The sequence below is a fragment of the Janthinobacterium lividum genome (assembly GCF_011601275.1).
In the GTDB taxonomy this organism is placed as follows: domain Bacteria; phylum Pseudomonadota; class Gammaproteobacteria; order Burkholderiales; family Burkholderiaceae_D; genus Janthinobacterium; species Janthinobacterium lividum_E.
Genome location: NZ_JAAOLY010000005.1, coordinates 1 through 23,432, shown reverse-complemented (window position 1 = coordinate 23,432; position 23,432 = coordinate 1). Strand labels below are relative to the sequence as shown.

Below are 23,432 nucleotides of genomic sequence, written 5' to 3'. Positions count from 1 at the left end.
CTATTGCAAGCGGCATAGCTTGGGCATGCTTTTAATGATGTGAAAATAATAAAAATATAAATAGACAATTCATGGGGAATAATTTTTGCAAGTCAATTTACGCATTCGTCAATATAATATTTGTTGAAAAAATTAAATTTCCTTTTTGATTTTTGTATAAGCCCTGAGACCTCATTCCAATTAATTACAGTATGGCCAGATTTTTTTCTTTTCGAAAATTTTTCGTCATCGGTGTTCGAGTTTATTTTGGTTTCACAGAATATTATGCCAGGTTTTGATGTAAGCCACTCGCCACCAAATTGTCTACTTGCTTCAGAGTCAAATGGAATGATGAGAGAAGGATCTATTGAGATGTAATATCCAGGAGGAAATCGGCATTTCACGGCGTAGCTTTCTGAGTTGGACATTCCATCAGAAATGAGTGAAAAAATTTGGCGAGCATCTTCTTCACTTCTGTATTTTAAAAAAACCAAATAATTGTTGTCGATAAAAATTGAATCATTTTTTAGCGGCATGAAGAAATTAATATATTTTTCAGCACCCTTCAAAGATTGAGTAACCTTTGCATGATATGAGAATCCGCAAGGGATTTCATCCTTGGAATTACTGTTCAAAACTGGATGAATAGACAATATCTGAATTTTTGCAACAATTTTCGATCTTGCAACTGCCTCATTAAGAGATATAGAGCTTGACGCACTCCCCACATTAATTAATTCCTCGGAAGAGGAGTCGATTGGCAAAGTGAAAAGTGCCACAAAAATGAAAAAAAGTTTGAAATTCATAAACTTATTTACCTGTTTGGATTTAATTTTTTCAACGCATAATCGTCTGCGCATTTTTCGTTCCCGATGCAGCCGCCCCCTTGTCCTTGATGTCCGAATTCATGCATTATGACAAAATCCATAGTTTCTGCAGAATCTGTCCTTCCTAATCCTGGGATGATCGCTTTAGATGTGGCGGTTAGATATATTCTGCTGAAATTATCTGTTGTCGCTCCTCCAACAACAATTCCGCCAGTTTTTATGGAAAATTGCTGGGCGGCATCAAGACTAAGAAATTGGCGAACTCTATTGTCCAGCAATACTCCATAGGTTTCAAAAAAAGTAAAATTGGGGAAGAACATGCGCATAAAATAATTTTGCTTTGGTAAGGTTCCGTCAGCTTCGAGTTGCGATATTCTCGAGTCAAATAAGGCTTTACCATCTGCTCCGTTTAGTTGCCCACCTTTAATAATGGAAAAGCTTCCGTAGCCATCTCTAAATTCCCTAGCAAACTGTGCAAACAAATAGGAAAATGCCCCAGTTTGCGCTCCACTCAAAAATTTTCCACCGCCTATAACCGATCCCATCCCTCCTATTGAAGCGGCAACAATGGTGTTTTTGATAATTGTCGACGCGGCGTTTCCAGGAGCGTATCCTAAACCATAATTACCCCACGCAGCCGAGAATCCACCTGCCAATGCGGCACTGGCACAATTGCCTCCACTTGCCACTGCTGAGCCGCAGCTCACCGCTGCACTTCCCATCGTATTCATAAATTTAGAATAGTCTGTGGCTCCATCAACGCCTCCTCCAGTCCAGGTTTCTCCTACAGCAGACATGGCATAGGTGGTGGCGCCACTTACAAATCCAGTACGAACAGAACTTGAGAGCGACTGACCAGAAAATCCCGCCCAAACAGCTTGCCCAGCCCCATTGCAAGCTGCAGCGCTGCCTTCGCAGAAGATCACCGAGGCAATACTAATTGCAATTGAGCCCAGTTTATTTCCAATTGGACTACGTGCAATACGGCGGATAAGGCTAAATGGATTTAGTAATTTTCCTAAACTCCAATATCCTGTCGGATCGACGCAGGTCATCGGATTGTTATAGCAATACGCGTAACGGTTGTAGTTCTGCAGGTTCATCGGATCCTGGATGAACGGATCGCCCTGCATGAACATGCCCAGGCGCGGATCGAAGATGCGCCCGTTCATGTGGATCACACCGACGTCGTCCAGGTGCTCGTGGCCCGTGTAGCCGCGGTCGGTGCCGCTGCTGGTATTGTTCCAGTCATACACCAGCTTGCCGCTGGCGTCGTAGTTGCCGCCGGCCGTACGGCGCTTGCCGAACGGATCGTAGGAGTAGCGTGCCGTCAGCGTGCCGTTATGGTCGGTCGTGCTGACCAGGCTTCCCTGCAGGTCCTTGTGCCAGTATTCCAGTTTCACGATCACCAAGCTAGGCGGTATCCACGGCTCCATCTGCCCGGCGCCCAGTGCCGGCAGGCTGCCTGTTGTCACCAGCACGCCCAGGCTGGCGCCGCCGATCGACAGGTAATGCCGGTTGCTGATGCTGCTGCCGTTCTGCTCGCTCTCGAAGGCCAGGCCGCCGGCATTGTCCGGGTGCATCATCCAGGTCACGCGCGTGCCATTGCTGCCGACACGGGTTTCCTTCACGCGCTGGTGGTTTTCATCGTACTGCCAGCTGTAGCGCGGGTAACCGTTCGGTCCTTCCAGGCCATTCTGTCCGTCTGGCAGGTTAAAGCTGGTGTAGCTGATCTTGCGGTAGCTGCCGGCGCTGGCACCCGTCAGGTTGCCGTTCGCGTCATAGGTATAGCTGGCCGGTACCGCGCCGCTGACGCTCATCAAGGCATGCGGGCGCACCACGCCCGGTCCCGATGCCGGATAGCTGTAGGTGCCGACGTCGCTCTTGTACAGCACGCTGCCCAGCGCGTTGTATTGCAAACTGACCGTGCGCTGCAGCCCCGGCACGGCCGGTGCCGACACACTGTAGCTACTCAAGCGGCCGATCGGATCGTAACCGTAATCGTCCGTCACCGAACCGCTGACACCATCGCCATTCGCATCGATGCGCTTGCGCAGGTGGTTCAAACTGTCCCATTCATACTGGTAATCCAGGATCGCTGCGTACGAACCCGTGAAGGCGGCGGTATTGCCGCGGATGCGTCCGGTGACCGGTTCGAAGGCGGCGCGCACCGTGACGTTGTTGCCATAGAACTGCTGCTCCGCCTGGCCGCGCGCATCATAGAACTGGCCTTGCCACAGCAGGCTGCCGGCCGGGCGGCTCGTCGCCGGTGCCGTCGCCGCGCCATTCGCGCCCGGCAGCGGCGTAATGCTGGCCGCCTGCGCCAGCGTGGCCGAGGACAGGAAGCCCTTCGGCGTATATTGGTAGTCCACCTGCACGCCGGTCGGATAGATCTGGCTCACCAGGCGGCCATTCGCGTCGTAGCGCACGCCGCTGGCAAAGCTGGGTCCACCGGTCACATCCGTGCGCGTATTGACCGGCCGTCCCAGGCTGTCGTAGGCGATCTTGCGGCTCACGCCATTGCTGCTGCCGCTCGAGCACAGCTTGCCGATGCCCTTGCTGCAGGCGCTGCCGTCGAGGTAGCGGTCATAGCGCCAGTAGCTGGCGTATTCCGGCTCGGAACGGTTGATGAGGCGCCCCAGCAGGTCGTATTCCAGGGTCGTGGCTTGATTCAGCGCGCGCTGGTTCGGGCTTTGCTGCCATACCAGTTCACCCAGCGCGTTGTAGTCGTACTGCCACCAGCCCGTATCCGGATCGACGATTTCCTTCTTGCGCCCGCGGATATCGTATTTCACGCTGATGACGTTCTGCATCGCATCGCGGGTCTGGATCAGGTTGCCGAACGCATCGTACTGGTGTGCCAGCTGGGCGCCCAGCGTATTCGTCACGCGCACCAGCTTGCCATCGATATTCTTTTCTTCCAGGCGCTGCTGTCCGTGGTCGTTCTCGTAGGTGACCGTCAAGCCCTTGTAGAAGATGATGTTTTTTGCCGCGTTCATGGCGCGGCGCGTACCGAACTGCACGCTGCCGTGCTTGCCCAGCGGATCGCTGGTATACACGCGTACGACACGCCCCAGCGCATCGTAGATATTCATGCTCATGCCATAGTCGCCGCTGCCAGTGCTGCTCGAGGACTGCGAATCGAGGAAGTACGGCTGGGTGCTGATTACCGCCACGCCCTGTGTGTTGTAATCAGTGTCCTGCACGATCAGGCGCCCGGTGCCGCCCGGCTGGGCGGCGCCATCGTAGGCTTCCGTAACCGTGCGCACCTTGCGCCCGGCGGCGTCCATGTACACGCGCGAAAACGGTCCGCTCTTCGCGTCGGCGCTGTTGCGCGGCTCGACGTGGACAAAGCTGATTGCCTCGGGTGTCCATTCGGCACGCGGCGGTGCCGGACAGTGCGCGCTGTTCGAACTGGTGTCGGCAATCTCACGGTCCGGCAAATAGCAATAGGCGGTAATGGTGCTGCCGCCATCGGCGCGCGTTTCGCGCACGGTGCGGCCGAAATCATCGACCTGCAGGCGCGTCGTCAGGGCATTGGGCCCCGTCAGCGCGGTCAGTGTGCCAAAGCGCGGATCGTATTCCTTGCTCTCCGCATGTCCCAGGGCATTCGTCGATGTGCTGGGAAAGGCACCTGCCGGGATGCTGACGTTGCCGATGCCCGCCAGTGTGACCGTGCTGGCGGCATACGTGCTGCCGCTGCTGCGGCTGAGGAACGCGGCGCGCCCGCCGGAGCCGCAGTCGGTGGTGGTGGCGCTGGTGCGGTTGCCGTAGGCATCGTAGGCATAGCTGGTGGTGACGCAGGACAGCGTGCCCGGCTCGACGATTTCTTTGGTCAGCAGCCCTGTTGCCGGGTCATATTCGAAGGCGCTGGAACGGCTGTAGGCCAGCGGATTGGCCGGCGTCTGCGCCTGCGCCAGGGTGGTGCCAAAGGCGCACAGCGCGATCAGCCAGCAAGTCAATTGTCGCATTGCGGTCCTTGCCATGCCCGACAGAGAATAGTTGAACTGGGCCGTGCCGGCCGTCGGATGTGCGCTGATGTTGGCGGCCATCTCAGTCGTCTCCCAGCAGCAGGTTGATGATGGCCATCAGCGCAGCAGGATTGACCGCCGGCTGGATCGGCGTGACGCCCGGATCGGTGCCCGAGCCCGACGTTGGCGCACCAGCCGACACGGTCGGCAGCAGGCTTGAACTGCCGCTGACATCACTCAGGACTGTGGCCGTTTTCAGGCGCCCGAGGATCCAGCTGTCGCCGCTGGTGTTATCGGCAAGATAGTCATTCGTCGTGCGCTTGCTGCTGCTTTGCGCCGGGCCGGAGGTGCTGCTGGTGACCGTCAGGATCTCGCGCGCGTCGCCGCTGTTGTTGAAGGTGTTGGTGGTCGTCACCGTCGGCAGTGCCACGCCTTCGAGGTCCCAGCCCTCTTCCTTGCTTTGATACAGGTAAGGACGCTGCACCTTGGCGCTGGTGGCGCATGGGGCGCCGGCGGTGGCTGCCTCCTGCGCGCCGGCCGCCGCTGTTTTATCGCAATAGATAAAGGTACTGCGGCTGAGCAGTGGCGCGGAGGGCTGATCCAGGGCGCCACGGCGCGTTTCGCTCATGCTGGCCGGCCCCGGATTGGGGCCATTCTGGATGTTCTGCGTGGTGACGGTCAGGTACTCGTCATTGGGCGCGGTATGCTGGGTCGCGTTGCTGCGAAATCCCAGCCAGCCGCGGCCATCGTAGGCCATCTTCATGCCGGTGTAGGCATACTCGGTCTTTTGCAGGGTACCGCCAAAGCCGGCATTGGCCGTCACGGTGGCGACGACATAGGTCGGCGTGAGCACATCGACCATGGGATAGACGGCCGCGTCAGGGGTACCGCGGTCGCTCTTGTAGCGCGGGCCCAGGCTGCCGGTGTTCGGGCTGGTCAGCGGCACCCAGTTCAGCGTGGTGCTGATGCCATTGCCGGTACGCACCGACATCAGCTGGTCGGGTGGCATCGGGTCGACCTTGGCATACAGGACATTGCGGCTGGCGTCGTTCGCCGAGGACGGCGAGGCCTTCAGGCGCAGGATTTCGACGGCGCCGCGCCCGCTGAAGTCGCCCAGCACAAAGCGCGCGCTGCCGTCGCTCTTTTGCAGCTGGTCGTTGGCACTGGTCAAGTTAAAGGCACCGGCGCTGAAGGTGCCGTCGCCATTGCTCAGATAGATGCGGTTCTGCGACGGATCGTCGCGCCAGTGCAGGATATCGGCGCGGCCATCGCCATTGAAATCAGCTACCTGCATCCCGCTTATAGCGCGGCCGTACATATCTTGCTTCTGCAATCCCGCATCGACAGAATCCAAATTGAAGTTGCCAGCTTTTCTCTGTATGTAGGTGCCGTCAGCCACCATCAATGTCTGGTATGCACCACTCGCGGCAGGATTAATGCAATCGAAACGTCCATCGCCATTGAAATCCATTGGGTAATCGCATGCTGCTACCGCCTGATGGGCCGGATCATAGTCGAAATTGCCATCGCCACGGGACAACCAGATGCCACTTTTTACGACAAAATCAGTCAGCCCGTCGCCATTGACGTCGGCGATATAGGAAGTGTTGCCGCCATAACCAAAAGATTGCTGGGGTTCGCCATACAGAGAAACATGCGTGATATTGCTCGCCTGAAGCTCACTGAAAGTTCCATTGGTTTGCCCTAGAAAAATCCGGTTACAAACAAGGCTGGCACACAGTGCCGCATCGCTGGGAGGATTTAGTGTCGTGGTGAACTCCGGAAGTATGGCGGTAACAATGTCCAACAGGCCATCATTATTCACATCCATCAGATAATAGGTTTGCCCGAGATTGCGCGATACACCGATATATTTCCCGTATTCTTCGCATGATAGGGAAGGATCATGCGGCCCAGAACAATCAAAACGATCCATGGTCGCAGACGGTATTTTCATCATTTCAATACCGGTGATGGTGCTTGCATTGAATGACCCATCGCCATTGGAGAGATACAAGATGCTCGGTACGGTACCGCAACCACTGGTTCTATCGCCGCGAGCACGCAGAATATCGGTCAATCCATCGCCATTAAAATCGATGGCGGTGGACGTATAACAACCATCGCTCTTGAAGAGGTTCTGATTGGTGATGTTGAACTGCCCTGCTCCCGTACCGTTTGAAATGGCAGTAAAGCCACCATCGCCGTCGCTGCGGAACAGCCGGTTTTCACCGGGTACATCCGACCAGCGCAGAATGCTGGTACGGCCATTGCCGAAGAAGTTACCCGTCAGGACGCCATAATTTCCTGTTAAGCTGGTCATGACGATGGTCGACAATTCGGTATTTTTGAACGCCGTGTTGGGTGTGTAGCTCAATCCGCCGCCCGGCGAATAGCTGAAGATAGTGGCTGGCAGACACTTGCCGAGATTGATGTCCGCGCATTCGCGCACCTTGACCAGCCGGCTGCGCAAGGTCACTGGACCGTTGTCGTAGTCAAGCTTGACCGACTTGACATGCACTGTATTGGACGGCTTGGCGGATACATTCCCGGGCCAGTTGATATACGTCGACACCTTGTCGAGCAGCCAGATGCTGACGTTCTTGCCGCCTTGGTGATAGGCTTCGGAGCGGTCCTGCAGCGTGCCGCGTACCATGTCGGGGCGTTCCGTATATTCGAATACAACGCGGTTGGCCGGCTGTTGCGCCGCCGTTCCCGTGTAGAGGATTTCTTTCAGGCGCCACTCGTGGCCCAGTGTCGCGTTGCCGACTGCGGGGCCGCTGCCCCAGGCGACGTCGCGCTGTTCATAGCGGAAATCCATGTAGTTGCCCAGCGTGTCGCTGATGCGGCTAACGGCCCACGCTGTGATGGTTCCCTTGTTGCTCACATTGATGGCAGCATTGCCCGCCATATCACCATATTCGTAGATCTGGCCGCTCTTGGTCCACACCTTGAAATAAGACGGTCCGTTGGCGGGATCACCGCTTGCGCCATAGGCGCGAATGCGCGCATAGATATCCTTGTCGGTGCGATACTCGCGCACCATGCCACTGCCGCCGAGGCTGTCGCTCTGTTGGTTCGCAACAGGATTGCCGGAGACATCGGTCTGGATCAGGCGCTGGCCATCGAGGCACAATTTATCGTTGCTGCCATACTCGACACTGCGCGCCACGCCATCGATGCGCTTGTTGCCGGCACAGCGGGTAATGAGGGAGATGCCCTGCACGCTCCAGCCAAGGCCGACTGGACCATTGATGCCACTGGCGCTATACAGCAGACCGATATTCGGCGTCATGCCACCGATTCCCGGCGGCACGGCAATCGGAATCGTGTAGCTTGGCGTGCCGCTATTCGATACGCTGACGCCTTGCGCATGCGCGCCTACGCTAACACTCAAGAAGGCGGCGCAAATCAACCGTTCCAGGAACCCGGCAAGTCGTTTGTTACCGATGGTGCGCAATGTCATCAATGAATTCTCCGTAGCAGAACTGAGTTTTCCGAGGCACAACAAGAATCGGAAACAGCTTTTCAAATCGACTCCGTTCAGTGGCGGACATCAGCCGATGCAATAGTCGATTTTTATGAAACAGTCATTTTTCAAATATTACGCCATAGCAAGTAAAAAATTGCAAACTAAATATCAAAAAAATGAAAAATTTAAAACTTGCACTCTGCTGCATAAAATGTAAGGAAATAGATAGCACGGACAGCCGCCATCGCGTCTAATGGGTTACTTACACGGGGTGTCAGTAACAGGGGCAACAAGGACTACAGCGAGAATTAAAAGAGTACGTTGCATGCACTTCTACTGCTAGCGGCCAGGTGTTTGCATCCAACGCGATTGTGTTGACGCGTGGCCATTACCACCACGCGCATCGAATTTTGGAAAACGGCGAATAGAAGCGACAAACATTTCCCCGTATATCGATCAAAGGGAGGTAAGGCAATCGGCGAAATAGCCATGCGGTTCAAAAAACTGCTCTACGTGATCGCGAGCTAGCTGATGTGCGTGAGTCCGGGCTGACAGTACTGGATAAAATTAGCAATGAGGGGCTAAAAATAGTAGCCACAGTGGTAAGAAAATAGTATATTTCATGCAGGAAATTTAAATGAATGTACGTCCAAGGATCGTCATGAAGAATTTTTTTTGCGCCATGTTGTTTTTCTTTGCCAGCGTGCAGGCAACTGCCTGGGATGGCGTTACTAGCGGGAAGATCGCACAAATCGAGGCTGTAGGGGGCGCCGGCGGGGCCGGAAATTTCGACCTTCGCGTATATCTGTCTTCAACCACACCACCGTGTCCAAGCGAAATTGCATCTCCACCAGCCTGGAGCTACTTGAATGCGGTCGATGCAAATTACAAAGGTATTTTAAGTATTTTATTAATGGCACAAGCATTGAACAAGACGGTCACGATCCATAGCAACCGCGTGGCCGGCTTTTGCCAGATTGCTTGGGTCATCGTCTCGGAAGGCTGATTAATGCAGAAAAAGGGGGCGTATAGTCTGCGCAAGGCATGACCTTCTGAGATAGTGGGCGCGTTTGACCGCCCCATTGTTATCCAGGCATAAAAAACGGAACCAGTGCGCAAAATGGCTTTTCTGCGTAGCGCGCCTGCAAAAGAGTTGGCTCCAAGCGGCATGGAGTGAGAGTTCTGGAGTATTGTCGGGGCGGGAAGCTTATCCTGCCGATATCGTTAATGTCACTGGAACGTAACTGGCGCATGATCGACCGATGCGGTCTTGGCCATCGGATAGCCAATTATCCACTGACACCGCTATGACCGCGGAAAAAAACGGCCACGACAGCATTTCTAACGTTCCAGGTAAGCGACACTGGTTGCTGCGAAATCATTGGCTGTCAATATATTTATCATGGTGCTGCAACCACGAAATCAGGCACGGCATAGACTTTATTTTTTTCATTGCATGCAGTTAATTCGTTCCACGCAAACGCCAGTTTTTTATTGGTCAATTGCGCGGTCATCATCATTGCATATGTCTGTTTTATGAAGGCCGGATTTCCAGAAATTTGGCACCAGTACTGACAAGTTTTGTCGGTTGTGAAATAAACGTTGCCGTTTGAATGACTGATCAGGGTTGCAATATTTTCGTCACAAAATGCAGCGTTTGCGGTCGTGCTGATAAGGGTTGCCGAGAGAAAGACTAGATTGGCGATATTTTTCATTTTCATACATGGCTTTCTTTATTGAAAAAAGACTCGACTGTGCCGACAAAGCGACGAGCATCAAAATCTACCAGTATGGACGTGCGAGCATCACAACAATCCGAAACTCACAAGCATGCAGGAACCTGGAACATCATCATAATAAATAAACATCGTGGCATTGGATGTCTTTGCAGCCATCAACGTGGCATAAAAACGATTTTTGTCGGCGGCGCTCATACTGCTTGGAAAGGTAATAAATCCGTTGTTGCAAGAGGAAGGCGTATTCCAGATTGCAACTACATCCGCCATGTAATTTTCCAATTTCCAGCTTGGTTGCCCTGATGCTACGGAATAAAATATCTGGCGACGTTCTGCATGCGCGGAGCCGCAAGTTAACGCCAGAAAAACAAACATCACATTAACTACCCGAGATACCGTACGCATATCAATCTCCTATTTGTTTATGATGATATCAAAAAATCAGAATGTAGAATCATAAAAATATGATTTTTAGTAAAAATTTTTGCTTGTAAACCACCATGCTGGCAGCTATTTATTCAAGATAGTACCCTTCACCGTCTGCGGACCGTCCTGGCGCTGGCTCTGATAATTCGTGATATACCATTGCGCTTGTCCCTCGACTTTCTCTCCTGGAGAATTGGTACTGTTCCCCTCATTGAGCGCATTGACAAAATGCACCAGCGCCTGGCTGTCCAGCGCTTCAAGGGTAATTTGTGTTTGGCCACCCGCTTGTTCATGCGACAGCGATAAAACGGCGACGTCATTGGAATCGGCCTGCTCAATTGTCGACAACACTCTCGTCCATGGATAACGTAAGGCTGCAATGATTTTTTCCTGTTCCTTTTGGCGGCGCAGTGTTTCCGGATCGTTTTTGGCCTGCAACTTCAGCGCGGCTAGACGGCGGTCCTTGAGAGTTTGCTCCAGCTGAACGGCGCGTTGCGCATCCTGCATCGCCACTTCACGCAAGGCGAGCGATTCAGCCAGCAGTACTGCTCCCCAGGCCAATGCACAGCCCATGCAGAACAGTCCCAGCCACGGAACGCGGCGGCGACGAATGAATTCAAGTTGCAGCATCATGGCGTCACCTGCACAGGAGACTGGAACAGCAGGTCACGGAAATCGGCATACAGGACGGGCTGCAGATAGTCATGCTGCTCCAGCACTTTCTCGGTATGCAACTGTGCCAGTGGCAGGAGTTCGCTCGCTACTGCCAGGCGGATATGCTGCTGCGCATCCTCCCCCAGGGAATACGCCATGCGCCGTATCTCGCGGTTGATCATATCGGGTTCGCGGCGATGCGTCATGGCGCTCATCGCCGCCATTGCACCATCCTTTTCAATCACGATCGTGAAAGCGTCACGTTCTATCATGATGACGGCTCTGTCGTCGGGCAAGGCAGGGGCCGACGGACCACGCCGCAATTGCATCGCATTCCATACGCCGGCCACATAGGGCCGCATAGACAGCAGCCGTAGGCCATGCTCACTTGCCAGCTGGCGCAACCTCGCCCCAATATCGGCGCGCAGCGCACAGGCGACTACCTTTTTCCGCCCTGGCAAAGGGCCCAACGTGAACTCCCACTGCCCTGGGTTCAGGCCCAGCTGATGCTGCATCTGCGCCTCCGCGGCGGCGTGCTCCTCCTGTTCGCTCTGCAGCCCGGCCGGCAGTTCCAGTATCATGAACTTGCCCAGCGCCGAGCCGAGGTGCACCGCCAGCGTCGCATACCGGCGCTGGCGTAGTTCCAGCGCTCCGAAATTCAGGCTGGCCGGCATGCCAGCCTCCCACTGCCAGCGAGCCATTTCTTCGACACGGCGCCATCGCCCCCATCCTGTCTGGCGACGCAGCATCGCCTCGCTGCCATTCAGGTAAATATGGTATGCATCAATCATGCGCCACCACGCGGTCAATTTCTTCCATGGTGGTGGCACCACTGGCCACCAGGTCCATCGCGCGTACATAGAGCGGGCGCACGCCGAGTTTCAGTGCATAGCGTTTGATCTCGATGACATCGGCGCGGTTCAATATCATGGTGCGCAGGGTATCGTCAAATGGCAGTACTTCGGCCAATGCGTGCCGGCCCTTATAGCCGGTATTGCGGCAATGCTCGCAGCCGCGCCCCCTTTTCAGCGTCAGTTCGCTGATATCCAGCGTCGTCACTTTCAGCCGTTCGATCATTTCCTGGCTTGCCGCTTCCGGCACGCTGCAGATAGGGCAGTTCGAGCGGATGAGGCGTTGAGCCACCACGCCGTTCAACGCCGACATGAGGCTATATAAGTCGATATCCATGTGCGCAAAACGGCTGATCACATCAAATACGCTGTTCGCATGCACGGTGGTAAACACCAGATGGCCCGTCAATGCCGCCTGTACGGCGATTTCGGCCGTTTCGGCATCGCGGATCTCGCCCACCAGTATTTTGTCTGGGTCGTGGCGCAGGATGGAGCGCAGGCCTTGGGAAAAAGTCAGCCCCTTTTTTTCATTTACCGGGATTTGCAATACGCCCGGCAATTCATACTCTACCGGGTCTTCGATGGTAATGATCTTTTCCTGGCCAGTCTGGATTTCCGTCAGCGCCGCATACAGCGTCGTGGTCTTGCCGCTGCCCGTCGGTCCGGTGACCAGCAGCATGCCATGCGGCTTCTTCGCCAGGCGGCGGATGCGCTCGATGGCGTCGGTGTCGAGGCCGAGGCTGGCAAGCGAAATGGCATGCGCGTCGCCTCTTAACTGCGTCTTGTCGAGTAGTCGCACCACGGCATCTTCACCAAAAATGCTGGGCATGATGGAGACCCTGAAGTCCAGTTCGCGCAACCCCAGCTCGATGCGGAACCGACCGTCTTGCGGCACGCGGCGCTCGGCGATGTCGAGCTGCGCCAGCACCTTGATGCGCGAGATGACTTCCTCAGCACGTACCCGGTCCGGCAACTCGGAGGCCGGCACCAGCACGCCATCGAGACGCAGCTTGACCTTCACGCCATTGCGGTCGCATTCAAAATGGATATCGCTGGCGCCAGCCTTCCAGGCATCATAGATGGCGGCATCGACAAAGCGTACGATGGGACTGGTGCTGCGTTCGATGGTTTCAATTGAAATCACGTTACCAGCGGCGTCGCCAACGTTGTCGCGCAGTTCCGGAGCACCGGCCGACAGACTGCTCGATGCCTTGATACGGTGCTGTGCCTGGTCCAGCGCCGCCAGGATGTCCGTCTTGTCGCCCCAAGCCAGGACTGGATAGCCGCCGAGTTTGTTGGCCAGCCATTGCAAGGCGTGGTCATCCCACGGATCGGCCACGACGAAACTATCGCCATCCGCCAGCCGCAACGGATAGATCACGCGCTTGACGCAGTCCGTGAAACTCAGAAGCGAGAGTTCCGGAGCGCAGGAGAGCATGGCTGCCTGCGTGTAATACGCCATATCCAGCTGGGTCGGCGCAGCAGTGGCGAGATCGGCTACTGCGCAGCCGGCCAGCGCCGCCAGTTCAGTAGTTAGTGCCAGACCACTGTCGCGCGCGCGCGCCCGCGCCTGCGCCAGCAAGGTATTTAACGGCGGCATGCCGGATAAAGCAGAATCACTGCTCATGTATCAAATTCCTCCAGCCAGATCGAACACCGGCATGTACATCAAGATAATAATCGCACCGATCATGATACCGACGGCCATCAGCAAGATAGGTTCTGCGACTCGGGTCGCACGGTCGATGAATACGGTAAATTCCTGGCGATAAGTCTGCGCAATAATGTCCATGATACGCGCCAGGTTGCCGGATCTTTCGCCGACCTGGAGCAGACGCTCCGTCACCGTGTCAGTTAAGCCGTTCTCGGCAAAGGCAGTCGACAGGCGCTTACCCTCCTGGATCACGCCCCGCGCGCGCAGTATCTGATCCTGGAGTTTCTTTTCGAAGGCCAAGTTTTGCGCCAGCGGTATTGCATCGCTCAACGTATAGCCGCCCTTGAGCAGCATCGACATGGTTTGATAGATGCGCGCTAGCTGGTACAGGCGTAAATAGTGCTGGACGAACTTGAAACTTCCCAACGCGCGCAGCAGGAATATCTTCAGCTTGCCGTTGCGGTGGCCTATCACCGCCAGCACCACCAGCCCCACCAGCGCAGCAAGGATCAGGCCCAGGTAATCGCTGGAGATCTGCCCCACCTTCATCAGGACAACCGTAGAAAAACTTAGTTTTTGCGAAAAATCGTCATACACTTTGGCAAATCGTGGCACTACATAAGAAATCATGAACAGACACACCAGCATGCCGAAGCCCACTACCAGGCTGGGGTAGATCGCCGCGCTGACCACCTTGCGGCCGAGTTCCTGTCCAACTTTTTCATACGCCACATATTCTTCCAGCGCCTCGTCGAGCCGGCTGGTACGCTCGCTGGCACGGATGGAGGCGATCAGCAGAGGGGGGAAACCCATGCGATTCAACTCCAGCGCCGACGACAGCGGCTTGCCCTCCAGCAGCAGTTGCCTGATCTCCAACAGCACGGTGCGCTTGGCATCATCGTTATCCTTGGTGCACAAGGTATCAATGGCCTCCACCAGCGACATGCCGGAAGACAACAAAGTGCGCAGCTCGTCACAAAACAGCACTAGGTTAAAACCCCTGATGCCGGAAACCCCGCGCGTGCGGGTGCGCGTGCCCTGCGTAGCGACCGACAATACAGCATAGCCCTGCTGTTCCACCATGCGCGTCACGGCGGCAGCATCCTCGCCGTCCACCGTGCGCTCGGCAACGGCGCCGCTGGCGGCATGGAATGTACGTATCTTAAATTGCATGAATATCCAGTCCGTTCTAACAGGCAGTGGCAGCCTTAGGTGAGAACCGCCTCATGGCACTGCCACGGAGACAAATTTCCAGTCGGTGTAGCGCTGACCCATCACCGGGGCGGCGCCTGGCAGGAACAGCGGCTGCCGCCGCCACGGCGCTTTTTCGCTCAGGCTGTAGACGCCAGCGATACCGCCGTCGGCTGCTCTCACTAGTCCCCATTCAGCACCCTTGCCTACCGGATCGAGGTAAATCTTGCGCAAGTGGCGTCGCACGCCAACGAAGCGCCTGTCCTCGACCAGGTCCTGCAACGAAGGCGGGTACGATTTCGCCGTCCCGGGCGCCTGTGCGTAATAGGTACCGATGGCGCGTACATACGCCTGGCCGATCTGGATCAACTCCTCCTCCCGCTCACGCTGTGTCGCGGTACTCCACGCTTCGCCGACGGCGGCCAAGCCAATACCGAACATCGCCAGCGCGAATAGCATGGCGACATAGGTAAAGCCATGCTGGTTACCACGAGGCATACTCGCTCCCGTCGCGTGCGCGGCCCGCCGCACCGCTCCTGACGTCGAACACGGCGCCCATGTCCTTTTTTTCCGGCGCGACAATGACCCAGCTGTCGCTGCGGTCGGTAATCGGGTCGACAGGTAACTTGCGCAGGTAGCGGCGCACGACGATTTCGTCTAGCGAATCGGGATAACGGCCATTATCGCCAAAATATTTGTCGATCGCGTCACGCGTCTGCGCGAGGTTTTGCCGCAGCACCGATTCCTTGGCCTTGTCGACATTGCCGAAATAGCGTGGCACCGACAGCGACAGCAGCATGCCGATCAGTGCCATCACCACCAGCAGTTCGATCAGCGTAAAGCCGCGTTGTAAGGGGCGCGTCACCATAGCCGGTATGCGATGCCATTCATGCCGATCTTGTCCGAGGTGGAATAGACGTCAAACACGTCCGCGCCCTCCTTCGGCTCCTCGGGTGGAGACAGGTAGCTGCGCAAGCCCCAGGATAGTTCCGCCTTCACATCGGCAGGCGCGAACGGATCCTTTGGGATGCGCCGCAGCAAGTACATCGTCTGGCCGCCGGCCGCCAGGTCTGGCACGCCCTGCACCAGTACTGACAGCGACGGTGGATAGCCGCTCCCCTGGCCGTTCTTGCCGAGCCTTCCTGCATCATAGGCCTGTTTGTAGCCGTCGATGGCGCGGCGGATTTCCCACAAGGACTGCTTCAGTTCGCGCTCCTTGTTGCGGGTCGCCGTCAGCTCGACCAGCGGCATGGCGGCCGTGGCCAGGATGCCGAGCACGGCCATCACCACGAGCAACTCGACAGTGGTATAGCCGGCGCGCAGGCGATGAGCAAATTTGCGCGGTTTATGCATGACACGGGCTCACTTGACCATCACGCGCAGCGGCGCGGGCAACGTCTCGGCGTCGATCGGCGTCGAGGAAATCGATTTGGCCGATAACACGCGAATCTCGGCAGGGCCCGCCGCAAGCGCCTTGAACTTGAAGCTCATCATCGTGCCCTCGCCTTTCACGCCGGCGGCGCCGGTGCGCAGGATGGCCATCGATGCCAGCCCCTTGACTTGCTCCATCGACTTGCTCGCGCTGGCCGTGGCGCCATCCTGAGTAAAAAAGGCGCCTTCATCCGCGTCGACCACTTGCAGGTTCTGCTGCGAAAATTGCAGCTTCAGCGGCATGCCACGCAAGGCAGTGGCAGCCTTCACATTGACATGCACGGTAAACGTGTCGCCAGCCTTGACCTCCTGTGGCCCTACTAGCGAGAGGGCCACCTGCGGTGCGGCTGGTACGGGCACTCCTCCATCCTGCGGCGGTACCATCATTGGCGCTATGCCCTGCGGCGCACCCGGAGCCATTGGCATCGGCACCGCGCCTGGCAGGCCTGGCACCGGTGGCATGCCCTTGGCCGCGCCTGGTTTTTCCACGGCAGGCAGGGTCAACGGCCTGCTGCGTACGTCGTTTTCCGTACCCGACCAGAACTCGGCCTGATTCAGGTCCGGCCTGCGGATATTGCGCACGATGCGTGGTGTGATCGACAGCACGATCTCCGTGCGCTGGCCGTCGTCGCGCTGGGAAGAAAAGAGACGGCCCACCAGTGGCAGGTCGCCGATACCCGGCACGCGGTTGGCGCTCATGCGCTCTTCGTTGCTGATTAACCCCGCCAGCAGCTGGGTTTCGCCATCGCGCAGCCGCAGCACCGTACTCGCGGTACGCGTGCCAATCTGGTACACCAGCGAACCGGCAGCGGTCTTGATCTCGCGCACCAGCGAGCTCACTTCCAGTCCCACCTTGATCGCCACTTCGTCGTCCAGATAGATATTCGGCTCGACGTCAAGCTTCAGGCCGACATCGACATACTGCACCGATTCGGAAATAAAGCTGTTGTTATTCGAGCTGCCGGTCGTGGTTACCACCGGCAGTTTGTCGCCGATCAGGATCTTGGCTTTTTCCCGGTTGCGCGCGCGGATCTTGGGATTGGCCAGGATATTCACGTCGCCCACGTCGCGGTGCAGGTTGATGCGAACATCGGGCAAATTGATGCCGATGGAATCGCGGTTTAGGCTCTTCAGGTTGCCTAATGTAAAGCCGTCCGAGCCGGCGGGTGCGATGGGCGTCAGGTTGAAGCCGTCCGGGTACTTGATGCCCAGTTCGGTCAGGCTGGAACGCTTGATTTCCAGCACCTCGACTTCCATCATCACTTCCGGCTCGGACAAGTCATGTAGCGCGATCAGGCGTTCGGCCAGGCGTATCGTTTCCGGTGTCTCGCGTACCATGATCAGGTTCAGCTTTTCATCGATGAACGGCTCGCGTATCTTCAGCATGGTCTTCAACAGCAAGGCCGTCTGCTTGACGTCCGCACTGGACAGATAGAAGGCGCGGATCACCAGGTCCTGGTATTCCTTGGCTTTTTCCGCTGTCTTCGGATAGATCAATACAGTCGATGCATCGAGCACCTTGAAGGTCAATTGACTCGTTGAGGTCAGCAATTCCAGCGCATCGTCGAGGCGTGTCTGCCGCAGAAAAATCGTGGTGCGCAAATCTTGGCGCACGTCCTTGTCGAGCACAAAATTGATGCCGCTGTTGCGCGTGAGCGCCTCGAGCACCATGCGCAGGTTGGCATCGCGGAAGTCGAGCGAGATGGGGCGGGTTTCAGCCAGCCGGGCGACGCTCAGCTCGGACTGCTTGCTGGCCAGTTCCAGTTGCCGCTGCAGGCCGAGCAATTCGGTATTTCTTGGCGTATCCTTCAGGGCAGCCTCGATCACCAGCATGGCGCGCTCGCGCATGCCTTTCTCAATCAGTTCGCGGGCGCTGGCCACGGCAGCCTTTTGCCGCGTGTCGCGCTCGATTTCCAGCAACATGGCCCTGGCCCTGTCTTCGTTGGGCTGTATTGCTAGCGCGCGCTGCAGGATTTCCTTCGCCTGGGTCTCATTGCCGCGCGAACGTGCCGCCGTCGCCGCCGTCAACAAGCGTGCCAGAATGGTGTCGCGCGCGGCAAGCTGGCCGGTGCGTAGAATCACGCTTTCCGGATCGTTTAGCAGGGCTTTATCATAGGCCTGCAGCGCATCCTCATACTTGCCGGCGCCGATCTGGCGCTGTGCATCGTCGCGTATATACTGCGTGCCGCATCCCGCCAGCAAGACGGCACTGCAAACCGCGCCAGCCCAGCCCAAATAATGTCCCTTGTAACGCAATGCCTACTCCCTGTTATGCATGAACGCCTTGCTGGCGCCAGCCTTTTATTTGCTTTTTTACTTACCGGTCTGCACGGCGATCACTATTTTTTCTTCCAGCGGCACATACGTCACGACAATCTGCGTTTCTGTCACGGCATCGATGCGGTATGTATTATCCAACAACTGGCGTGCATGGATGGGAATAAGTGTGTCGCCACGCGTTAAATAAGTGACCGTCCTGCCATCGACGTCGACCATGCGCCCGAAGTACTGATAGGGAAAGGTCGGCGCGCTCGGTTTTGGCGGCGGTGGTGGCGGCGGTGGCGGCAAGGCTTTCGGTGCGGGCGGCTGGAAACTGATGAAACGAAACAAGTCTGTTTTGGATTCCACCAGGGGGTCACGTTCCAGCAAGCTGCCGGCCTCTCCAGTGCTAATTCCTTGCGCTCGCGGAGCTGTCGCGACTGCTTGTCGACGTGGCACCGTCTCTTCGGAGGCCAAGGCAAGGCTTTCCTGCTCGTGCCAGGCAGTCCAGCCGCACAAGGCCGCCGTGAGTAGCGCTGCCAGCCATAGAACTTGCCGTCGGGCCGGCAAGTTCGGCATCGATATCGCCATCAGCTTGACTTCCGGTAAAAGTAGGTGAAACGCACATCGATATCCATCACGCTATCGCTGGCGCGCGCGCGCCGCAGCGATAGCGAGTCCAGCGCCAATCCGCCATGCGTGGCCAGCATCGTTGCCAGGGTTTTCTTCAACGGCAAATAAGCGCCCTTGATGCGCGTATTGACCTCGACCCGGCCGATCCCGGCGGCGGCTTGACTGTCGGTGGCCGGCTTGAAGCTCGCATCCGACATTAGTAGGCCATTTTGCGTGGCCAGTGATTGCAAATCCGCCGTCATTAGCGACAGGCTGTCGAAGCCGGCCAATTCTGCTGCCAGGTTCTGCTGCGCCGTCACGGCATCAGCGGCTTGCGCGCGCAGCTGGGCTTCCAGTGTGCGTACCTTGACTGCCGAAGTCTTGTTATCCGTACGCTGCGTTGGCAATTCAAAAAAAGCCAGCCAGACCGAGCAGCACAGCACGGCGCCGGCGGCCAGCCATGGCCAATGCTGGCTTGCGGAGAAGTAAAATTGCGGAAGTTTTTTTAAAAAATACATTGACTCTTGAAAAGCATAAAAGACAGTCACTTCTGTTTTTGGTTCGCTTTGCGACTAATTCAAGTCGCTCATGATTTTAGCCGAAAATTTATGGGAATACTTGAAATAATATGAGGCAATTAAATAGATATCCATATTTAATTTCAGTGATGGTCGCCACGATAATTCGGTGAGCAATATTCATTGATGTTTTTCGTCCCTCCTCATCCATTATTTTTGGTTATAGAGTATTTCTCAGTAATTTCTTATCAGTTCAGTGGGCGATTCAGTAATCGATCGCGTAAATGTGCTATTGGCCAATCTCAAAACAGGTGGGCGGTGGGTACTCATGATCGTCATTCTCATACATTGCTGGTCTGTTGTACGGCCCTGTCGTCAAGGCAACGCTAACAGTATCCACGCCGTGCCAAACTGCGTTTTGCTAGACCATGTTGATACTAATGCAATGTACGATGTATTTTCTTGAACACTTTCCGAAGGTGGCCCGCCAGCTTTGCTATTGTGCGTTCACTGCAAAGTATCTCTTTATTAATAAAATATCATCATTACTCCATCCTAGGTCGGGATTCTTTACGGCTCGATGTAATCGTTTCTCAAAGTTTTCACGTACGGTATCTGGCCGCAATAATGCAGGTCTAATTTCCGTACAGAATAGCGCAGCAGAACGAATGGTTGATGTAAGGGCATCACAAAGACTAGTCACGAGTACAGCATCAGTCTCAATGCTGAGATCTTCAACTATCGAATCCCCCATATCTCCCAAGCCAATTACAACATACAAATCAGGGTGGTTTCCATTTACACGTAACTGCCCGACATCAATAGATTCCGGCCAACACCCCAGGACTCGCTCAAACAGCACGGAAAAATCAATAATACAATCCGTTTTACTCATTTTCGAATCCTCCCGTCAGGCCAAATACTATTTGGCGTTTCACCTTTTCCCCAGGATCGTTTATCTGGCCATCGCTTCCATTGGGATCCATCACCGTCACGACTGCCATGTTGTGACTTATCTCGCTCCCAAACTGAGCCATCCTCAGGGTTTAGCTTTGCACCCTGTCCGCCATTGATACGATCAAAATCGGAGTTGTCAGGATTATTGGGATATGGAGCCTCAGGTGTCGGCGTTTTGACGTCACTCCCTCCGCTGCTTGCTCCAAAGATCCAGTTATCTAATGTATCTGTTAATGTGGCTATAAAGTTGCCAAATGTGGCCCCTCCAGCGATCCCTAGACCAACAATCGCGGGAGCGCCTACTGTACAAATACCTGCACTTCCAACAACGCAACCGCCAGCCACTACCCCCCCGGCTGTTCCTCCTAGAAATCCACCTGCGCCTATCAATCTAGCACGGGATGCTGCAGACATTGCATTAAAGGCATATCCAAACGCGGCAGTCCTTGCGCCGTTGGCAAATTTACCACCGCCAAGTACTGATGCGGTACCGCCCACGACACTGCTGATGGCTAGACCGGCGAGGGGATCGCTCTTGACCATAGGGCCCGTTACCGGAATCATGGCCTTGCTAAAAGCAGCGCTCAATGCTCCTGATCCGCAATTGCTGCCCGTTGCTTCACTAGTGACACATCCAATGACACCATGTAGGGCAACGCTAGCGCCATACCCCCATGCCTGCCCAGCTCCACCGGTGAAGAAATTCCCTCCCGCGATCACATTCCCTGCCCCGGCAAACATACCGGCAGTAAAGGCACCTTGAAGTCCCCCTTTTACATTTCCTGTCGCTACCGTACCGCTAATGAATCCCGTGACGGCTGCCTGTGCAATCGCCCCCTCCCCGGCCAAACCAATTAAAAAATTAGTTCCCGGTAAATATACACTGATCGCCACGGCAGCGATCACTGGTGCATACTTCTTAATATGGTTATTCCACAGGTTATCTACCAGTCCAAATTTAATCAATCCATTAAATAGGTAGCCACTCGGGTCCGTACACGTCATCGGATTGTTATAGCAATACGCGTAGCGGTTGTAGTTCTGCAGATTCATCGGATCCTGGATGAACGGATCGCCCTGCATGAACATACCCAGGCGCGGATCGAAGAGGCGCCCGTTCATGTGGATCACGCCAACGTCGTCCAGGTGCTCGTGGCCCGTGTAGCCGCGGTCGGTGCCGCTGCTGGTATTGTTCCAGTCATACACCAGCTTGCCGCTGGCGTCGTAGTTGCCACTTGCCGTGCGGCGCTTGCCGAATGGATCGTAGGAGTAGCGTGCCGTCAGCGTGCCGTTATGGTCGGTCGTGCTGACCAGGCTTCCCTGCATGTCTTTGTGCCAGTATTCCAGTTTCACTACCACCAGGCTAGGCGGTATCCACGGCTCCATCTGCCCGGCGCCCAGTGCCGGCAGGCTGCCTGTTGTCACCAGCACGCCCAGGCTGGCGCCGCCGATCGACAGGTAATGCCGGTTGCTGATGCTGCCGCCATTCTGTTCGCTCTCGAAAGCCAGGCCGCCAGCATTGTCCGGGTGCATCATCCAGGTCACGCGCGTGCCGTTGCTGCTGACACGGGTTTCCTTCACGCGCTGGTGGTTTTCATCGTACTGCCAGCTGTAGCGCGGGTAACCGTTCGGTCCTTCCAGTCCATTCTGTCCGTCTGGCAGGTTAAAGCTGGTGTAGCTGATCTTGCGGTAGCTGCCGGCGCTGGCACCCGTCAGGTTGCCGTTCGCGTCATAGGTATAGCTGGCCGGTACCGCGCCGCTGACGCTCATCAAGGCATGCGGGCGCACCACGCCCGGTCCCGATGCCGGATAGCTGTAGGTGCCGACGTCGCTCTTGTACAGCACGCTGCCCAGCGCGTTGTATTGCAAACTGACCGTGCGCTGCAGACCCGGCACCGCCGGTGCCGACACGCTGTAGCTGCTCAAGCGGCCGATCGGATCGTAACCGTAATCGTCCGTCACCGAACCGCTGACACCGTCGCCATTCGCATCGATGCGCTTGCGCAGGTGGTTCAAACTGTCCCATTCATACTGGTAATCCAGGATCGCTGCGTACGAACCCGTGAAGGCGGCCGTATTGCCGCGGATGCGTCCGGTGACCGGTTCGAAGGCGGCGCGCACCGTGACGTTGTTGCCATAGAACTGCTGCTCCGCCTGGCCGCGTGCATCATAGAACTGGCCTTGCCACAGCAGGCTGCCGGCCGGGCGGCTCGTCGCCGGTGCCGTCGCCGCGCCATTCGCGCCCGGCAGCGGCGTAATGCTGGCCGCCTGCGCCAGCGTGGCCGAGGACAGGAAGCCCTTCGGCGTATATTGGTAGTCCACCTGCACGCCGGTCGGATAGATCTGACTGACCAGGCGGCCATTCGCGTCGTAGCGCACGCCGCTGGCAAAGCTGGGTCCACCGGTCACATCCGTGCGCGTATTGACCGGCCGTCCCAGGCTGTCGTAGGCGATCTTGCGGCTCACGCCATTGCTGCTGCCGCTCGAGCACAGCTTGCCGATGCCCTTGCTGCAGGCGCTGCCGTCGAGGTAGCGGTCATAGCGCCAGTAGCTGGCGTATTCCGGCTCGGAACGGTTGATGAGGCGCCCCAGCAGATCGTATTCCAGGGTCGTGGCTTGATTCAGCGCGCGCTGGTTCGGGCTTTGCTGCCATACCAGTTCGCCCAGCGCGTTGTAGTCGTACTGCCACCAGCCCGTATCCGGATCGACCATTTCCTTCTTGCGTCCGCGGATATCGTATTTCACGCTGATGACGTTTTGCATCGCGTCGCGGGTCTGGATCAGGTTGCCGAACGCATCGTACTGGTGTGCCAGCTGGGCGCCCAGCGTATTCGTCACGCGCACCAGCTTGCCATCGATATTCTTTTCTTCCAGGCGCTGCTGTCCGTGGTCGT

At 56.3% G+C, this 23,432-nt stretch carries 18 protein-coding genes; 1 reads left to right on the top strand and 17 read right to left on the bottom strand.

From position 1 onward, the window contains the following. Nucleotides 1-92 precede the first annotated feature (92 nt). The 3 genes from GYK42_RS09080 to GYK42_RS09070 are packed head-to-tail and all read right to left on the bottom strand — an operon-like array spanning nucleotide 93 to nucleotide 8,243. On the bottom strand, nucleotides 93-785 hold the full coding sequence (locus GYK42_RS09080) for a hypothetical protein (protein ID WP_166447235.1): 693 nt from the start codon (nucleotides 783-785) through the stop codon (nucleotides 93-95). 8 nt (nucleotides 786-793) lie between these two features. Beyond that, nucleotides 794-4,858: an RHS repeat domain-containing protein gene (locus GYK42_RS09075; RefSeq protein WP_166447234.1), complete on the bottom strand. Its 4,065-nt coding sequence runs from the start codon at nucleotides 4,856-4,858 to the stop codon at nucleotides 794-796. Nucleotide 4,859: 1 nt separating this feature from the next. After that, complete coding sequence (locus GYK42_RS09070; protein ID WP_166447233.1) at nucleotides 4,860-8,243, bottom strand: FG-GAP-like repeat-containing protein; 3,384 nt, start codon at nucleotides 8,241-8,243, stop codon at nucleotides 4,860-4,862. 643 nt (nucleotides 8,244-8,886) lie between these two features. Between GYK42_RS09070 and GYK42_RS09065 the strand changes: the two genes are divergently transcribed. Continuing rightward, nucleotides 8,887-9,255 carry a hypothetical protein gene (locus tag GYK42_RS09065; RefSeq protein WP_166447232.1) on the top strand — a complete coding sequence of 123 codons (369 nt, stop codon included), beginning with the start codon at nucleotides 8,887-8,889 and terminating at the stop codon, nucleotides 9,253-9,255. Nucleotides 9,256-9,649: 394 nt separating this feature from the next. On the opposite strand, the gene GYK42_RS09060 is transcribed toward GYK42_RS09065, so the two are convergent. The 14 genes from GYK42_RS09060 to GYK42_RS08995 all read right to left on the bottom strand — a co-directional run. Next, nucleotides 9,650-9,970 (bottom strand): hypothetical protein, encoded by a 321-nt coding sequence (locus GYK42_RS09060; protein WP_166447231.1) that lies wholly within the window; start codon nucleotides 9,968-9,970, stop codon nucleotides 9,650-9,652. Nucleotides 9,971-10,054: 84 nt separating this feature from the next. Beyond that, complete coding sequence (locus GYK42_RS09055) at nucleotides 10,055-10,390, bottom strand: hypothetical protein (RefSeq protein WP_166447230.1); 336 nt, start codon at nucleotides 10,388-10,390, stop codon at nucleotides 10,055-10,057. 105 nt (nucleotides 10,391-10,495) lie between these two features. Further along, nucleotides 10,496-11,044 carry a hypothetical protein gene (locus GYK42_RS09050; protein ID WP_166447229.1) on the bottom strand — a complete coding sequence of 183 codons (549 nt, stop codon included), beginning with the start codon at nucleotides 11,042-11,044 and terminating at the stop codon, nucleotides 10,496-10,498. Next, on the bottom strand, nucleotides 11,041-11,856 hold the full coding sequence (locus tag GYK42_RS09045; protein WP_166447228.1) for a hypothetical protein: 816 nt from the start codon (nucleotides 11,854-11,856) through the stop codon (nucleotides 11,041-11,043). The genes GYK42_RS09050 and GYK42_RS09045 overlap by 4 nt, the downstream gene beginning before the upstream one ends. Next, nucleotides 11,849-13,543 carry a GspE/PulE family protein gene (locus tag GYK42_RS09040; protein WP_166447227.1) on the bottom strand — a complete coding sequence of 565 codons (1,695 nt, stop codon included), beginning with the start codon at nucleotides 13,541-13,543 and terminating at the stop codon, nucleotides 11,849-11,851. Before GYK42_RS09040 ends, GYK42_RS09045 begins: the two co-directional genes overlap by 8 nt. A 3-nt stretch (nucleotides 13,544-13,546) precedes the next feature. Continuing rightward, nucleotides 13,547-14,743, bottom strand: a complete 1,197-nt coding sequence (locus tag GYK42_RS09035; RefSeq protein WP_166447226.1) for a type II secretion system F family protein — start codon at nucleotides 14,741-14,743, stop codon at nucleotides 13,547-13,549. Between the two features lie 51 nt (nucleotides 14,744-14,794). Continuing rightward, nucleotides 14,795-15,259, bottom strand: coding sequence for a type II secretion system protein (locus GYK42_RS09030; protein ID WP_166447225.1), 465 nt, complete (start codon nucleotides 15,257-15,259; stop codon nucleotides 14,795-14,797). Then, nucleotides 15,246-15,629, bottom strand: coding sequence for a type II secretion system protein (locus GYK42_RS09025; protein WP_205711335.1), 384 nt, complete (start codon nucleotides 15,627-15,629; stop codon nucleotides 15,246-15,248). Before GYK42_RS09025 ends, GYK42_RS09030 begins: the two co-directional genes overlap by 14 nt. Continuing rightward, entirely contained in the window at nucleotides 15,623-16,114 is a 492-nt protein-coding gene (locus GYK42_RS09020; RefSeq protein WP_166447224.1) for a type II secretion system protein, read from the bottom strand. Before GYK42_RS09020 ends, GYK42_RS09025 begins: the two co-directional genes overlap by 7 nt. Before the next feature lie 9 nt (nucleotides 16,115-16,123). Further along, complete coding sequence (locus GYK42_RS09015) at nucleotides 16,124-18,394, bottom strand: cohesin domain-containing protein (RefSeq protein WP_166447223.1); 2,271 nt, start codon at nucleotides 18,392-18,394, stop codon at nucleotides 16,124-16,126. A gap of 111 nt (nucleotides 18,395-18,505) precedes the next feature. After that, nucleotides 18,506-18,841 carry a hypothetical protein gene (locus GYK42_RS09010; RefSeq protein ID WP_166447222.1) on the bottom strand — a complete coding sequence of 112 codons (336 nt, stop codon included), beginning with the start codon at nucleotides 18,839-18,841 and terminating at the stop codon, nucleotides 18,506-18,508. A 200-nt stretch (nucleotides 18,842-19,041) separates the two neighbouring features. After that, nucleotides 19,042-19,581 carry a hypothetical protein gene (locus GYK42_RS09005; protein WP_166447221.1) on the bottom strand — a complete coding sequence of 180 codons (540 nt, stop codon included), beginning with the start codon at nucleotides 19,579-19,581 and terminating at the stop codon, nucleotides 19,042-19,044. 496 nt (nucleotides 19,582-20,077) lie between these two features. Continuing rightward, complete coding sequence (locus tag GYK42_RS09000; protein ID WP_166447220.1) at nucleotides 20,078-20,476, bottom strand: hypothetical protein; 399 nt, start codon at nucleotides 20,474-20,476, stop codon at nucleotides 20,078-20,080. After that, the coding region (locus GYK42_RS08995) for an RHS repeat-associated core domain-containing protein (RefSeq protein WP_277346580.1) at nucleotides 20,473-23,432 on the bottom strand (2,960 nt) is incomplete at its 5' end. The genes GYK42_RS09000 and GYK42_RS08995, both read right to left, overlap by 4 nt.

Excerpts from the sequence above, each read along its gene's own strand:
- GYK42_RS09080 (WP_166447235.1), bottom strand. The coding sequence starts at position 785 with ATGAATTTCAAACTTTTTTTCATTTTTGTGGCACTTTTCACTTTGCCA.
- GYK42_RS09075 (WP_166447234.1), bottom strand. The coding sequence starts at position 4,858 with ATGGCCGCCAACATCAGCGCACATCCGACGGCCGGCACGGCCCAGTTC.
- GYK42_RS09070 (WP_166447233.1), bottom strand. The coding sequence starts at position 8,243 with ATGACATTGCGCACCATCGGTAACAAACGACTTGCCGGGTTCCTGGAA.
- GYK42_RS09065 (WP_166447232.1), top strand. The coding sequence starts at position 8,887 with ATGAATGTACGTCCAAGGATCGTCATGAAGAATTTTTTTTGCGCCATG.
- GYK42_RS09060 (WP_166447231.1), bottom strand. The coding sequence starts at position 9,970 with ATGAAAATGAAAAATATCGCCAATCTAGTCTTTCTCTCGGCAACCCTT.
- GYK42_RS09055 (WP_166447230.1), bottom strand. The coding sequence starts at position 10,390 with ATGCGTACGGTATCTCGGGTAGTTAATGTGATGTTTGTTTTTCTGGCG.
- GYK42_RS09050 (WP_166447229.1), bottom strand. The coding sequence starts at position 11,044 with ATGATGCTGCAACTTGAATTCATTCGTCGCCGCCGCGTTCCGTGGCTG.
- GYK42_RS09045 (WP_166447228.1), bottom strand. The coding sequence starts at position 11,856 with ATGATTGATGCATACCATATTTACCTGAATGGCAGCGAGGCGATGCTG.
- GYK42_RS09040 (WP_166447227.1), bottom strand. The coding sequence starts at position 13,543 with ATGAGCAGTGATTCTGCTTTATCCGGCATGCCGCCGTTAAATACCTTG.
- GYK42_RS09035 (WP_166447226.1), bottom strand. The coding sequence starts at position 14,743 with ATGCAATTTAAGATACGTACATTCCATGCCGCCAGCGGCGCCGTTGCC.
- GYK42_RS09030 (WP_166447225.1), bottom strand. The coding sequence starts at position 15,259 with ATGCCTCGTGGTAACCAGCATGGCTTTACCTATGTCGCCATGCTATTC.
- GYK42_RS09025 (WP_205711335.1), bottom strand. The coding sequence starts at position 15,629 with ATGGTGACGCGCCCCTTACAACGCGGCTTTACGCTGATCGAACTGCTG.
- GYK42_RS09020 (WP_166447224.1), bottom strand. The coding sequence starts at position 16,114 with ATGCATAAACCGCGCAAATTTGCTCATCGCCTGCGCGCCGGCTATACC.
- GYK42_RS09005 (WP_166447221.1), bottom strand. The coding sequence starts at position 19,581 with ATGTATTTTTTAAAAAAACTTCCGCAATTTTACTTCTCCGCAAGCCAG.
- GYK42_RS09000 (WP_166447220.1), bottom strand. The coding sequence starts at position 20,476 with ATGAGTAAAACGGATTGTATTATTGATTTTTCCGTGCTGTTTGAGCGA.